The organism is Pseudomonas laurylsulfativorans, assembly GCF_002906155.1.
Taxonomy (GTDB): Bacteria; Pseudomonadota; Gammaproteobacteria; order Pseudomonadales; family Pseudomonadaceae; genus Aquipseudomonas; species Aquipseudomonas laurylsulfativorans.
Genome location: NZ_MUJK01000010.1, coordinates 144,330 through 158,629 on the forward strand (window position 1 = coordinate 144,330; position 14,300 = coordinate 158,629).

Annotated in this window: 14 protein-coding genes; 2 read left to right on the forward strand and 12 right to left on the reverse strand. The window is 59.3% G+C overall.

What is annotated here, in order from left to right:
* Positions 1-206 precede the first annotated feature (206 nt).
* From B0D71_RS24675 to B0D71_RS24715, 9 genes are all read right to left on the reverse strand, one after another.
* A complete protein-coding gene (locus tag B0D71_RS24675; RefSeq protein WP_103397033.1) occupies positions 207-812 on the reverse strand; it encodes an START domain-containing protein in 606 nt (201 codons plus the stop codon).
* A 96-nt stretch (positions 813-908) separates the two neighbouring features.
* Positions 909-1,163 carry a YkgJ family cysteine cluster protein gene (locus tag B0D71_RS24680; protein WP_103397034.1) on the reverse strand — a complete coding sequence of 85 codons (255 nt, stop codon included), beginning with the start codon at positions 1,161-1,163 and terminating at the stop codon, positions 909-911.
* A gap of 166 nt (positions 1,164-1,329) precedes the next feature.
* Positions 1,330-1,809, reverse strand: a complete 480-nt coding sequence (locus B0D71_RS24685; protein ID WP_103397035.1) for a translation initiation factor 2 — start codon at positions 1,807-1,809, stop codon at positions 1,330-1,332.
* Positions 1,810-1,889: 80 nt separating this feature from the next.
* On the reverse strand, positions 1,890-3,329 hold the full coding sequence (locus tag B0D71_RS24690; protein ID WP_008050371.1) for an aminotransferase-like domain-containing protein: 1,440 nt from the start codon (positions 3,327-3,329) through the stop codon (positions 1,890-1,892).
* Between the two features lie 201 nt (positions 3,330-3,530).
* Complete coding sequence (locus B0D71_RS24695) at positions 3,531-4,343, reverse strand: OmpA family protein (RefSeq protein WP_103397036.1); 813 nt, start codon at positions 4,341-4,343, stop codon at positions 3,531-3,533.
* Positions 4,340-4,696 carry a DUF4398 domain-containing protein gene (locus tag B0D71_RS24700; RefSeq protein WP_103397037.1) on the reverse strand — a complete coding sequence of 119 codons (357 nt, stop codon included), beginning with the start codon at positions 4,694-4,696 and terminating at the stop codon, positions 4,340-4,342. The genes B0D71_RS24695 and B0D71_RS24700 overlap by 4 nt, the downstream gene beginning before the upstream one ends.
* Before the next feature lie 9 nt (positions 4,697-4,705).
* Positions 4,706-5,542: a substrate-binding periplasmic protein gene (locus tag B0D71_RS24705; RefSeq protein ID WP_103397038.1), complete on the reverse strand. Its 837-nt coding sequence runs from the start codon at positions 5,540-5,542 to the stop codon at positions 4,706-4,708.
* A gap of 220 nt (positions 5,543-5,762) precedes the next feature.
* Positions 5,763-6,692 (reverse strand): electron transfer flavoprotein subunit alpha/FixB family protein, encoded by a 930-nt coding sequence (locus tag B0D71_RS24710; RefSeq protein ID WP_103397039.1) that lies wholly within the window; start codon positions 6,690-6,692, stop codon positions 5,763-5,765.
* On the reverse strand, positions 6,693-7,442 hold the full coding sequence (locus B0D71_RS24715; RefSeq protein WP_103397040.1) for an electron transfer flavoprotein subunit beta/FixA family protein: 750 nt from the start codon (positions 7,440-7,442) through the stop codon (positions 6,693-6,695).
* A gap of 548 nt (positions 7,443-7,990) precedes the next feature.
* On the opposite strand from B0D71_RS24715, the gene B0D71_RS24720 reads away from it, so the two are divergent.
* A complete protein-coding gene (locus B0D71_RS24720; protein WP_103397041.1) occupies positions 7,991-9,655 on the forward strand; it encodes an electron transfer flavoprotein-ubiquinone oxidoreductase in 1,665 nt (554 codons plus the stop codon).
* Between the two features lie 177 nt (positions 9,656-9,832).
* Here the strand turns inward: B0D71_RS24720 and B0D71_RS24725 are convergent, their stop codons facing one another.
* Positions 9,833-10,723: an AraC family transcriptional regulator gene (locus B0D71_RS24725; RefSeq protein WP_103397042.1), complete on the reverse strand. Its 891-nt coding sequence runs from the start codon at positions 10,721-10,723 to the stop codon at positions 9,833-9,835.
* A 191-nt stretch (positions 10,724-10,914) separates the two neighbouring features.
* Between B0D71_RS24725 and B0D71_RS24730 the strand changes: the two genes are divergently transcribed.
* On the forward strand, positions 10,915-11,967 hold the full coding sequence (locus tag B0D71_RS24730; protein WP_103397043.1) for an NAD(P)-dependent alcohol dehydrogenase: 1,053 nt from the start codon (positions 10,915-10,917) through the stop codon (positions 11,965-11,967).
* Here B0D71_RS24730 and B0D71_RS24735 read toward each other — a convergent pair.
* Positions 11,964-12,767 (reverse strand): IclR family transcriptional regulator, encoded by an 804-nt coding sequence (locus B0D71_RS24735; protein WP_103397044.1) that lies wholly within the window; start codon positions 12,765-12,767, stop codon positions 11,964-11,966. The two genes, B0D71_RS24730 and B0D71_RS24735, sit on opposite strands and share 4 nt — an antisense overlap.
* A gap of 60 nt (positions 12,768-12,827) precedes the next feature.
* A complete protein-coding gene (locus B0D71_RS24740) occupies positions 12,828-14,138 on the reverse strand; it encodes an MFS transporter (protein WP_103397045.1) in 1,311 nt (436 codons plus the stop codon).
* Between the last annotated feature and the right edge of the window lie 162 nt (positions 14,139-14,300).

Genomic DNA, 14,300 nt, shown 5'->3' on the forward strand with positions numbered 1-14,300 from the left:
GATTACTACCCTCATCCAGACTGTTTCATCCTGCATTCAGGAATACGCAGCGTGTTGCGGGAAAGCCGGCGAATTGTCTTGGAGATCGGGTGAAAATTTCGTGCAACGCATATTCGGAAACAAATTAAAGCGCGCTGCCCTGTCAAAAACGCAAACGCCCCGAACCGGTCGGGGCGCTGCGAAGTCACCTTAAAAGCACCACACCCTTACTTCTCGGCGCGTTCCTTGAGGGCTTTCAGGGTATTGAACGGGGCATCCACCACGAACTTGTTGGCCACCATCGACGGCACGCTGCCGCCCGGTTCGGTGTGCACCTGATAGGTCACTTCGATCTGGTCGCCCTTGGGTACGAACTTCCAGAAACCCTCGACCTTGGCGACCCGGACGAAACCTTTTTCTTCAGGAAGGTATTTCGGTACGCCTTCGAGCTTGCGGGTCACGCTGCCATCGGCACCTTCGGTGGTAGTGATGTGCAGCACCGAATCACGCGGAGTGACCGGCCATGGGGTGTTGAACTGAGTGTAAGTCCAGCTCTGGTCACCTTCGTGCTTGAGCAGCTTCTGGGTCTTGCATTCGTGAATCCAGGCGCAGGCCCCGGACACGTCATCCTGCAACGCACGCAGCTTGGCCATGGTGGTTTTCATCAGCGTGACGCCCTGATAGGCCTTGTAGTCGGACCCGGCCACTTCACTCAGGGAGATCTTGATGCCGTCTTCGTCTTTTTTGACTTTCCAGTCTTCGGCCTGGGCCGTCGAGGTAGCCAGCACAACCGTCAAACCACACAGCACAGCCATACGATGCAGCGAACCCATAGTCTTATTCCTTATTGTTGAAGTTACGTTCGTTGGGCTTGCACCTCCGATCACCTTCAGGTTTTTCGGAGGTGATCGGAGATGCAAGCCCACACATCACGCCGCCGTCATTTGCTCCCACCAGCCAATCAACCGGATGGCTTCTTCGCTGCTGCTTCCGCATACCTCGGGGTCAGCCTCGAAGGCAGAACACACCGCCGGCCGTTCCGGCTGGCCGAAAATATTGCACAGGTTATCGGAGGAAAGTTGCAGGCAACGCTGCCCCGCGGCTTTGCCATTGGGCATTCCGGGAATCGGTGAACTGATGGACGGGGCAATGCAACAAGCGCCACAGCCCTCACGGCATTTCATGACGACAAGCTCCTCGCGACGAGCAATGTGTAAAAGGACGGGGCACAGAGTACCCGCTAAAACAGTTGTTTTAAATTACCTGCGAGCGGGTTTTTCAGTGCAAACGAGCATGACCGGCCAGTCTCCGACAAAGCGTCTGGTCTGCGGCTCGCGGATCGGGATCAGGTTACTGCTTGAACTCGAAATCCAGTGCCGCGCCTTCGACCTCTCGGCGTTCTTCATTTCGCAGTTGCAGCTGCATTTCATTGTTGAGCAGGCGCCCGTTGAGCTGGAACGGACTGCTGCCGCTTTTGTCCCCGAACATCTGGGGTAACAGCGGTTCGCGCCTGGACAACGGCACTGTTCCAACCGGCTTGAGCTCCTGAACCATGTCCCGAGGCAGGCTCAGATCCAGCTTGGCGGATGGCAACTCTGTCTTTACCACCTCGCTGGCCGGTTTCGACTTGGAGGCAATGGGCGGACGCTTTTTCACAGGCGTCGCCGATTTTTCGGCCGCCGAGGTTTTTTTCACGGGTTCGGGTTTTATCGGTGCGACGTGGAAACTGCCGGTAGTCTGTTCCTGCTCGGTGGCGGCAACGACGGATGCTGGCTGAATACTCATAAACAGACAGAGCAAAAGCCAGGCGGCAGAAAAAATCGGTTTCATGGATCCCACGGTGGGTGCAAGCGGCAGAGGTGCATATGCTCGCCTGTTGCAGCCTACAAGACAAGCGAAGTAGCCGCCTGTTACAAACCGCCCGCCATCTCTTGGCAGAGTTGGGTGGCCAACATGCCCAAAGTCATCAACGCACGCTCGGCTTCACGATTCCAGGGTATGCCGCAATTGAGACGAATGCAGTGATTGAACTGCTCGGTGTTACTGAAGATAAGTCCCGGCGCAATACTGATGCCTTGCTGCAATGCCCGCACATGCAATTCTTGCGTATTGACCCGTCCCGGCAGACTGACCCACAAAATGAAGCCACCGGTAGGCCGGGTCATCTGCGTACCTTCCGGGAAATACTGCTGCACGGCCAGTTGAAAGGCACTGAGGTTTTTCCGGTATTCCTGACGGATGAAACGCAAATGCCGGTCGTACCCGCCATTTTCCAGATAAGCGGCGATGCCCATCTGGGTCACGCTGCACGCCGAATGCGTGCTGAAGGTCTGCAAGCGCTGGATTTCCTGCTGATACTTGCCGGCAATCATCCAGCCGATCCGCACGCCAGGCGACAGAGTCTTGGAGAAGCTTGAACAATAGATCACCCTGTCCAGCCGATCGTAGGCCTTGAGGGACTTGGTGCGCCCCTGCTCGAACATCAGTTCACCGTAGATATCGTCTTCGACAATCTGGATATCGAAGTCCGACGCCAGGCGCAGCAATTGTTTCTGTCGCTCTTCAGGCATGGTGCCGCCCAAAGGGTTACTCAGACGGGTGGTCAGCACCAACGCCTTGATCGACCATTGGTTGGCCGCCAGTTGCAGGGCCTCCAGGCTCATGCCCGTGGCGGGATCGCTGGGGATTTCGATGACCTTGAGGCCCAACAGATCGGCCAGTTGCAGCAGCCCGTAATAGGTCGGCGATTCGGCGGCGATCAGATCACCGGGACGGGTCAATACGCGCAAGGACATCTGCAGCGCATCGACGCAGCCGTGGGTAATCACCACTTCCGACGGATCGACCACCACGCCGGCATCGCGCATGCGGATCGCCACCTGTCGGCGCAACGGCTCGAAACCGGGGCTGAACATGTAGCTGAAGGCCCGCGGGCTATGGAAACGGGTGACCTTGGCCAATTGCTGGTGCAGTGCCCGCACCGGCAAATAGTCGACACTCGGCACCGCAGCGCCCAGCGGGAAGACACCTTCACGACGGGATTCGACCAGCACTTGTTGAATGATGCTGCTGCGGGTGACCAGGCCCGGGCGCTCGACCCGGGCGATGTCCGGCGTCGGCGCCGTGAGTGCCGGCGTCTGGTGCACGTAGTAGCCCGACTGCGGCCGGGCGCGGATCAGCCCCTGATCTTCGAGATTGGCATACGCCTGCAACACCGTCGCGTGGCTGACATTGAGCTGCGAGCTCATCTTGCGCACCGAAGGCACGCGCTCTCCCGGCTGATAGACCCCACGGCGGATGTCTTCGGCCAGTTGTTGAGCAATACGTTGATAGAGCAAAAGATTGGTCATGACGCAGCACTCGATTTCACGGGCATTTTATTCTTGTGTAAAACAATACCGGAACAGTTTAGAAGTGTACGGGGACAGTTGCCACAATAGTCGACCGTACAGTGCAGTGTCAGCAAAATCTGTACTGTTTTGTGCGGCAATCGCCAGACATAAAAAAACCCGGCACTGCATGGCAGACCGGGTTTTCCAGCGACGCAACCCTTAGCGGGCGGCGCCGAGCTGGCCCTTTTCGTCGGAAAACACAATTTCTACCCGACGGTTCTGCGCTCGGCCCCGTTCCGACGCATTCGCGTCCACCGGATACTCGTCGCCATAACCCTCGACCTGGATGCGCTTGTCATCGATACCCAGGTCCATCAGCACGTCAGCCACCGATTGCGCGCGGTCGCGAGACAGCTTGAGGTTTTCCTGCTTGCCCCCGGTGCTGTCCGTATAACCTTCGATCCGCACCACACGCTTGGGATTGAGTTGCAGGAACTGCACGATCTTCAACACCACACGGTTGGCCGACGGTTTCAATTCCGCTTCGCCCGTGTCGAACAGCATGTCGCCCAAGGTCATCACCAGACCGCGGTCGGTCTGAGCAGTGGTCAAAGCCAGGATCTGTTCTTCGAGCCATTTGCCTTGCTGCTGCACACTGAACAGTTTGGATTCGCGCAGTGCCAGTTGCAGGCGCTGCCGCTCCAGTTCAAGTTTTGCCACTTGCTCTTCGTTGAGCGCCTGATTGGTGTGTTCCCGGGCAATGGCGCTGTAACGTTGGCTCAGGTAAGCGTAATGCACCACGTCCGAACCGCTGCCCCAATAGCTGGACAGGCGATCGGCACGGGCCAGGGACTCACCGGCGCGAATCACGTCCTTGGGGGCGATGCGCAGCACATTGGAATCTTCCTTGACCTTCTGAAAGTCGGCACCGGCCTGCTGCAACGCGGTCTCGCTGTGCTGGCTGACGCAGCCAGTCAGGCTTGCGCAACCTGCCAGGATCAAACCGCCAAGGACTTTGCTCTTGAGGCTCATTCGGCATCTCCCAGTTGCTTGCGCAGGCGGGCGATGCGGCTGTTCAGCACGTTCAACTGTTCTTCGCTCTTGGCCGTCAACACCTTGGCTTCAGCCAGGCGCGCATCGAGTTCGGCCTGTTCGGCCCGCATGCGTGCGTTTTTGAAGGATTGATCAGTCATGTTGCCCTTGGCGCGGTTGAACTTGTCTTCGGCCAGTTTCATTTCCGGCACATCGTCGGCGGTGGCGCCCACGGCCTTGGCTTGTTCGAGTGCCTGTTCGGTCAGGCGAAATTGTTCATTCGGCGCAGGATCGGTTGCACAACCGGCCAGGGTGGCAATGGCCACGGCAGCGAAAAGAGGTCGAATACTCACTAAATATCCCTACTGTTTTGGGGTACTGACGGGGTGTTGCGGGGGTTGCTGCGGTTGTGAGCGTTGTGCCTTCCAACGCTCAATATTGCGCATCAGCACGGCCTCCGTCAGTCCGGACGCGGGCAATTCTGTCATCTTTTTGGCCAACTGTCCGCGCAACCATGGATCGTTGCAGGCCGAGTCATGGGAAATCGCCAGGTACAGGCCAGGCTTGTCGACCGGTTGCGAGCGCGGGCTCAGATCACCGGCCATGCCCAGTGTCTGTGCGATCGCCATGCCCGAGTAACGTCCTGCCAGTACAAATTCGACCTCGCCCAACAGCAGTTTCTGAAAGGCCAGGGTCAGGTTGGACGTGCGTGCGAGGGTCAGTTGCTGTCCGGCAAACGTGCTGAACTCCTGAGTCATTCGAGCTTTTTCCGACACGGCTCCGGAATGACCGTGCAAGTCCTGCGCTTGGTTGTAGACCAAAGCCGAGTCCTTGCGGGTCCAGACCAGATAGTCGTTTTCCAGCAAGGGGGGGTGGATGTAATCCAGGGTTTCCAGCTCGCTGACCGTCAACGGTGCGTCCGCCAGCATGTCCATGCGTCCGCTGCGCACTTCGTCCAGGGCCTGGGAACGCTTGCCGGCATAAAGCAGTTCGACCTTGAGCCCCAACTCCCCCGCCACTTGCTGCAGCAAATCGGCGCTGGCACCGATCAGGTGTTTGGGATTCTGCGGGTCTTGCCACAGGTACGGTGGCGCGTCCGGGCTGCCGGTGACCACCAGGCGTTCGCATTTGCCTGCGGCGACCGTCAACGTCGGCAATAGCGCCAACCCCAGCAAGCCCCACACACAGCGCAGATCCATAGCCGTTCACTCCACTCAAACCAGTTATGCCCCCCCCCTGTAGGAGCGAGCTTGCTCGCGAAGGGCGTTAACGATGACGCGCACATTCTGGATCACCGTGGTGCAATTGAGACCTTCGCGAGCAAGCTCGCTCCTACAGGTGCCGGTATCGATCAGGTAAAACGGGGGCAAAAAAAAGCCCGACCATAAGGCCGGGCTCTTTATAAGTGAAGCAGCCGGATTAGACCAGCTTCTCCAGCTCAGGGATGGCTTCGAACAGGTCTGCCACCAGGCCGTAATCGGCCACCTGGAAGATCGGCGCTTCTTCGTCCTTGTTGATCGCAACGATCACTTTGGAGTCTTTCATGCCGGCCAGGTGCTGGATCGCGCCGGAGATACCGACGGCGATGTACAGCTGTGGAGCAACGATCTTGCCAGTCTGACCGACCTGCATGTCGTTCGGCACAAAACCTGCGTCGACCGCGGCGCGGGAAGCACCGACAGCAGCGCCCAGCTTGTCGGCCAGGGCGTACAGGTGTTTGAAGTTGTCGCCGTTCTGCATGCCACGGCCGCCGGAAACGACGATCTTGGCAGCGGTCAGTTCCGGACGATCGGACTTGGCCAGTTCTTCGCCAACGAAGCTGGAGATGCCAGCATCGTGGGCAGCAGCAACCGCTTCAACGGCAGCGGAGCCACCTTCAGCGGCAACCGGGTCGAAACCGGTGGCACGCACGGTGATCACTTTGACCGCAGCGCTCGATTGAACGGTAGCGATGGCGTTACCGGCATAGATCGGACGCTTGAAGGTGTCAGCGCTTTCTACCGAGATGATCTCGGAGATCTGGTCAACGTCCAGGGCAGCGGCAACGCGCGGCAGGATGTTTTTGCCGTTGGAAGTAGCGGCAGCCAGGATGTGGCTGTAGCCCTTGCCCAATTCTGCAACCAGAGGCGCAACGTTTTCCGGCAGCTGGTGAGCGTAGGCAGCGTTGTCGGCCACCAGCACTTTAGCCACGCCAGCGACTTTCGCAGCGGCTTCAGCCACGGCGCCAGCGCCCTGGCCTGCAACCAGAACGTGGATGTCGCCACCGATTTTGGCAGCAGCAGCAACAGTGTTCAGCGTGGCCGGGGCCAGCACTTTGTTGTCGTGTTCAGCAATAACCAAGATAGTCATTTAGATTACCTTCGCTTCGTTTTTCAGTTTCTCGACCAGTTCAGCCACCGACTTGACCTTGATACCCGCGCTGCGTGCAGCAGGCGCTTCGACTTTCACGGTCTTGTTGGTGGAGGCGGTGGAAACGCCCAAAGCATCCGGAGTCAGCACTTCGAGAGGCTTCTTCTTGGCTTTCATGATGTTTGGCAGGGACGCGTAGCGCGGCTCGTTCAAACGCAGGTCGGTGGTGACGATGGCCGGCAGTTTCAGGGAAACTGTCTGCGCGCCGCCGTCGATTTCACGGGTTACAGCAACGCTGTCGCCACTGATTTCGACTTTCGAAGCGAAAGTGCCCTGACCGTAGCCGCTCAATGCAGCGAGCATCTGGCCAGTCTGGTTGTTGTCGCTGTCGATGGCCTGTTTGCCAAGGATCACCAGCTGAGGCTGTTCCTTGTCGACAACAGCTTTCAACAGTTTGGCAACAGCCAGGGAAGTCAGGTCTTCGGCGTTTTCTACGAGGATGGCGCGGTCGGCACCCAGAGCCAGCGCGGTGCGCAGTTGCTCTTGAGCAGTGGACGGGCCTACGGAGACGACGACGATTTCAGTCGCAACACCTTTCTCTTTCAGGCGTACGGCTTCTTCCACGGCGATTTCGCAGAACGGGTTCATCGACATCTTGACGTTGGCAAGATCGACGCCGGAATTGTCCGCCTTGACGCGAACCTTGACGTTGTAATCCACAACGCGTTTGACAGCTACAAGAACCTTCATGGATTCCTCGTTACTCTCCGGTGAAAAGAAAGTCGCCTAGGCGAACCTGGCGGTTGATGCTCATCGGGCGCAAGGGCACCTCCAAAAACGCCGGCAAACGTGTCAAGTGACCATCACTCATGATCTGGATGACCGTTCGTCAGTAGTGACTGACGAGTCATTCAACATCGCGGCGTGTAAACTGCGCATCAAACCCGCGCAGCGCATCACTCTCTACTGCCATCGCCCTGTCTTTAGAGGTGCTCTTGAAACCAACAGTCAGCCTACGGCGAGCGCAAAACCGACCGTATCTTGACCGGAACGCCTATTCCGGTCAATACGCCAAAACAGCCGTTCATAAGGCGCGTGACTTTGATTTCTCTGGCTTTGAGCCAATTCAAACAAACGTTTGTATTGGACGCTGAGAGTGGTGTAGATATAATGCGCCACCCAAAGAGAAAGGTGGTCAATCGATTGTCCGCTCCCGGCGTTGCGCTGGGATTCATGGATGCGACACCCAACCTCCAAATTAGAAAAAAAACTGTTGAGCCTTGAGTAGGAGATAACCTGTGGAACGCGAATACATGGAATTCGACGTTGTCATCGTCGGTGCCGGCCCCGCTGGTCTTTCCGCCGCCTGCCGCTTGAAGCAGAAGGCCGCCGAAGCCGGTAAGGAAATCAGCGTCTGCGTGGTCGAAAAAGGCTCCGAAGTCGGTGCTCACATTCTGTCCGGCGCCGTGTTCGAACCACGCGCCCTGAACGAACTGTTCCCGGACTGGAAAGAACTCGGCGCGCCGCTGAACACCCCCGTCACCCGTGACGACATCTTTGTTCTGAAGAACGCTGAAAGCGCGCAGAAAATTCCTGATTTCTTTGTGCCCAAGACCATGCACAACGAAGGCAACTACATCATCTCCCTGGGCAACCTGTGCCGCTGGCTGGCCCAGCAGGCCGAGAACCTGGGCGTGGAAATCTACCCGGGCTTCGCTGCCCAGGAAGCGCTGATCGACGAAAACGGCGTAGTGCGCGGGATCATCACCGGTGACCTCGGTGTCGACCGCGAAGGCCATCCAAAGGAAGGCCTGTACACTCCGGGCATGGAACTGCGTGGCAAATACACGCTGTTCGCCGAAGGTTGCCGCGGCCACATCGGCAAGCAGTTGATCAAGCGTTTCAACCTCGACAGCGATGCCGACGCGCAGCACTACGGCATCGGCCTGAAAGAAATCTGGGAAGTCGACCCGGCCAAGCACCAGCCTGGCCTGGTGGTACACACCGCCGGCTGGCCGATGGACATCATGGGCACCGAGAACACCGGTGGCTCGTTCCTCTATCACCTGGAAAACAACCAGGTCGTGGTAGGTCTGATCGTCGACCTGTCCTACAGCAACACCTACCTGTCGCCGTTCGATGAGTTCCAGCGCCTCAAGCATCACCCGGTGCTCAAGCAGTACCTGGAAGGCGGCAAGCGCATCAGCTACGGTGCCCGCGCCATCTGCAAGGGCGGCCTGAACTCGCTGCCGAAAATGGTCTTCAAGGGCGGCGCGCTGATCGGTTGCGACCTCGGCACCCTGAACTTCGCCAAGATCAAGGGCAGCCACACTGCGATGAAGTCCGGCATGCTCGCCGCTGAATCCGTGGCTGACGCGCTGTTCGCAGAGAAGGACGGCAGCGAAGAACTGACCACCTACGTCGACGCGTTCAAGAAGAGCTGGCTCTACGAAGAACTGTTCGCCAGCCGCAACTTCGGCCCGGCGATCCACAAGTTCGGCGCTATCGTCGGTGGCGGTTTCAACTGGCTGGACCAGAACATCTTCGGCGGCAAACTGCCGTTCACCTTGCACGACACCAAGCCGGATTACGCCTGCCTGAAGCTGGCGGCCGACTGCAAGAAGATCGACTACCCGAAGCCGGACGGCAAGATCAGCTTCGACAAACTGAGCTCGGTGTTCATCTCCGGTACCAACCATGAAGAAGAGCAACCGTGCCACCTGAAGCTGACCGACCCAAGCATCCCGATCAGCAAGAACCTGCCACTGTACGATGAGCCTGCCCAGCGTTACTGCCCGGCCGGCGTGTACGAAGTGATCACCAAGGAAGACGGCGAGAAGCGCTTCCAGATCAACGCCCAGAACTGTGTTCACTGCAAGACCTGCGACATCAAGGATCCTGCACAGAACATCACCTGGGTAACGCCGGAAGGCGCTGGCGGCCCGACTTACCCGAACATGTAAGCCGAACCGCAAACATCAAGGCTCCCGACATGGGGGCCTTTTTGTTGCGTGCAATTATGATCACAAACCATTGTAGGAGCCGGCTTGCCGGCGATGGCGGTGTATCAGCCGAAACAGATGCCCTCTGTCACACCGCTATCGCCAGCAAGCCGGCTCCTACAAGGGATTGGCGGTGAGTCAGGCGGCGCGTTCTTCTCCCGGGTTACGCTCGAAGTACCGCTTGTACTCGCGACTGAACTGCGACGTACTCTGATACCCCACCCGATGCGCCACTTGTGCCACGCCCAGCCCCTCGCCCAGCAACAGCTGCTGCGCCCTGAGCAGACGTAATCGCTTCAGATACTGCACCGGCGACAACAAGGTGCTGCGCTTGAAATGCTCGTGAAAGGTCGACGCACTCATGTTCGCGCAACTGGCCAGGGTCTCGACGTTCAATGGTTCGGTGTAATGCGCATGCAGGTGACTGAGCGATGCCGCGATCCGGGCGAACTGCCCCTGCTGTTCAACCAGCGCCCGCAATACATCGGCTTGCGGACCACGCAATGCGACGAACAACAATTCGCGCAAACGCGCTTGCCCCATGATCTGGCATTCCAGCGGATCGTGCAGGCAACGCAACAGCCGCTCGACACAACCACGCATGGCGTCATCAAGCACTGCCGAGGTCATGGACTCCGGTGTTTGAGCCGGAATATGCCGCCCCGGTGCCAGGCCCATCGCCAACACCAGCTCGCCCAGCATCACCCGGTCGATCGCGACGGAAACGCCCAACATCGGCCCGCTCGGCGCCGCAAAAGTTTCACACTCGAACGGCACCGGCAGCGCCTGAATCAGATAGTGCCCTGCCCCGTATTCCAGGGTGCGCGGCCCCAGGTACGCCAGTTTGCTGCCCTGGGCGATGATCACCAGGCTCGGCTCGTAGATCTGCGGCCCACGGGCCACGTCACAACTTGCCCGCAGAACCTGCACGCCCGGCAAGGCAGTCGGGACAAAACCGTCGCGGGTGGACAGCGGTTCGATCAGCGAAACCAGCGCGGCATTGGCATCAAGATGACGGGTCAACAGCATCGGGGCTCTTCACAAAAAAAGTCACGGAAAAAGGGATGAAAGCATCATCGCAGATCCGCTGGCCAATGCGACGGCTCACCCCCGCATGCCGGAGGAATAGGCATGACACCCGGAGGAATCGCCATTTCCGGTACGGGGGACGGCGCCCAGAATGCGCCACCTCACCTGTCACTGCTTTTGCGAGGTTCACCATGTACACCGCCATCGGATACGCCGCCCAGTCGGCCACCACTCCCCTCGCCCCCGTGAAATTCGAACGTCGTAGCCCAAGGCCTGACGACGTTGCCATCGAGATTCTCTACTGCGGCGTCTGCCATTCCGACATCCATCAGGCCCGCAACGAGTGGGGCATTGCCGTTTACCCGCTGATGCCTGGCCACGAAATCGTAGGCAAAGTTACCGCCGTCGGTGCAAACGTTACTAAACACAAAATCGGTGATCTGGTCGGTGTCGGCTGCATGGTCGACTCGTGCCGCAGCTGCGAGGCTTGCCGGGCCAACCTGGAGCAATACTGCCTCGAAGGCCCGACCATGACCTACGCCACCCCGGACCGGGTCGACGGCAGCAACACCATGGGCGGCTACTCCGACAGCATCGTGGTCAGCGAGCACTTCGTGGTGCGCATCCCGGAAAAACTGGCCCCGGCCAGTGCCGCGCCGATCCTCTGCGCCGGCATCACCACCTACTCACCGCTCAAGCACTACGGCGTGAAGGCCGGTGACAAAGTCGGGATTCTCGGCATGGGTGGCCTGGGCCACATGGGCATCAAATTCGCCAAGGCCATGGGCGCCGAAGTGACGCTGTTCACCCGCTCGGCAAGCAAGGCCGAAGAGGCTCGCCGCCAGGGCGTGGACCATGTGATCGTGTCCACCGACGATGCCCAGATGCAGGCCGCCGCCGGGCATTTCGACTTCCTGCTCGACACCATTCCGGTACAGCACGACCTCAACCCATACCTCGATACGCTGCGTTTCGACGGCGTGCATATTCTGGTGGGTTTGATCGAACCGGTGGAGCCGCCGGTACATGCCGCCAAACTGGTGTTGGGGCGTCGCGTGCTCGCCGGCTCGCTGATCGGCGGCATTGCAGAAACCCAGGAGGTGCTGGATTTCTGCGCCGAGCACAACATCACCTGCGACATCGAAATGCTCGACATCCGCCAGATCAACGAGGCTTACGCTCGAATGATCGCCGGTGACGTGAAGTACCGCTTCGTCATCGACATGGCGACCCTCAAGGTTTAAACCTTGAGGCCAAGCTCCGCCGACAGCCGGGCCGTGACCCCTTTGATCAGGGGAATCAGCTCGGCCATTTTTTCCAGCGGCATGTACGGCACGGTGCTCGCGATGCTGATGCCGGCGACGATGCGCTTGCTGGCATCGCGCACCGGCGCCGCCACGCAACGAATCGACGGCTCGTTATCTTCCAGATCGAAGGCATAACCGCCGGCCACGTACTCGACCATGCGCTGCTCGAACTGCTCCCAGGATTGCTCGGGGTGCTGCGGCCAGAACTGGTTTTTCCCACCCACCGGCAGGCTGACTTCGTACAGGCGCTGCCACTCTTGCGGCGAATCATCGAGCATCAGCGCCTTGCCGATCCCGGTGCGCGCCAGCGGCATGCGATGGCCGACCCGCGAACGCATTTCCGGACCATTGCGCCCCGGGTTCTTGTGCAGGTACAGCACTTCGTCGCCTTCACGAATCGCCAGGTGAATGGTGTCGCCGGTCAACGCCGACAACTCATCCAGATACGGCCCGGCCAGGGTCACCAAGGGCAATTCTTCACGGGCCTGAAAGCCCAGCTCAATCAGCTTGGGCCCCAGCAGATAACCGATTTGCGGCACCACCCGCAGATATCGCTCGTCCACCAGGCAACTGGCCAGGCGATGGGTGGTGCTGCGCGTGGTGCCAATCAGCCGGGCGATTTCCTTGAGATCGCGGGCACCGCTGGCCACGGCATGAACCACACCCAACCCGCGAAGCAGGGTCTGGGTACCGGTCGGTGCGGCGTCCTTGGCGATTTTTGGGGCGTCTTCCTGCATATCCAGCCTTTACCGTTGAGCGAGTGAACGGGCGGCATTATGGTCGCCCGCGTGCCACGACTACAACTTGATACGCTCGACCTTGCCCACCAGCAGGATGTAGGACAGCGCGCCAATCAACGCCAACACCGAGATGTAGGTAATCGCCGGGGCAAAGGAATCACCCGTCGCGAGGAAACCGATCACGATAGGCGTGGCGATCGCCGACAGGTTGCCGATGAAGTTGAACACCCCGCCGGTCAGCCCGAGCAAGCGCGCCGGAGCCAGGGTCGACACCAGCGACCAGGTAATCGAAGCCAGGCCGTTGCCGAAAAACGCCAGCGCGAGGAAGGCAATCACCAGCGGCGTCGACTCGACAAAGTTGGCACCGATGATCGAGGTGGAAATCAGCAAGCCACTGATGATCGGCAACTTGCGGGCAAAACCTACCGTGTAGCCGCGACGGATCAAAAAGTCCGAGAAGAAACCGGAGCACAGCACACCGACAAACGCGGCGAGAAACGGCAGCGACGCCAACAGGCCGGACTTGATGAAGTCCATGCCGCGGTACTTCACCAGGTAGGTCGGAAACCACGTCAGGAAAAACCACAGCGTCGAGTTGAGGCAGAACTGCCCGAGGTAGATACCCCAGAGCTTGCGCTTGGTCAGGACAATGCCCAGGTCGGTCCAGCTGAATTTGGCTTTGACCTTGGCCTGCTCGGCCTGGATATCCACCAACCCGCCGCCCTCGCGAATCAAGTCGATTTCCGCATCATTGGCGCCTTTGAAATCCCGCGGCTCGCGATACACCGCGTACCAGATCACCGCCCACACAATGCCCACCGAACCCGTGGCAACGAACACCATGTGCCAGCCGAATTCGTGCTGCAACCAGGCCAGCACCGGTGTCAGGAAAGCCAGGCCGACGAATTGCCCGGAGGTGTAGAAACCGATGGCCGTGGCGCGCTCGCGCTCAGGGAACCAGGTGGTGACCACGCGACTGTTGATCGGGTATGCCGGGGCCTCCAGCGCTCCGACCGCCATGCGCAGCACGAACAGCGCGATGAAGCTGGCCGCGAAGCCGAGCATCACCGTGGCCACCGACCACAGCAGCAAAGCGACGCTGTACAGAATCCGTGGCGGCACGCGGTCCACCAGCCAGCCGCCGGGGATCTGCATGGCGGCGTAGGTCCAGCCGAAGGCGGAGAAAATCAGGCCGACGTGGATCGGATCGATACCCAGGTCACTGGTCAGCGCCGGGGCGGCAATCGACAGGTTGCTGCGGTCCAGGTAGTTGATCACCACGGTGATGAACAACAGCACCATGATGAAAAATCGCTTGCGACTGGGCGTCACCAACGACGCCTGCCCGGTGAGGGTTTGCGGTTGCATGGGGGGTGCCTCTTCTTATGGTTATTGAGGTCGTTTTAAGACTGGCGCTAACCCTGTAGGAGCCGGCTTGCTGGCGATAGCGGTGTGTCAGACACCATCAATATTGAATGATGTGCCTCTATCGCCAGCAAGCCGGCTCCTACAGGGAATTTGTGGTGGGTT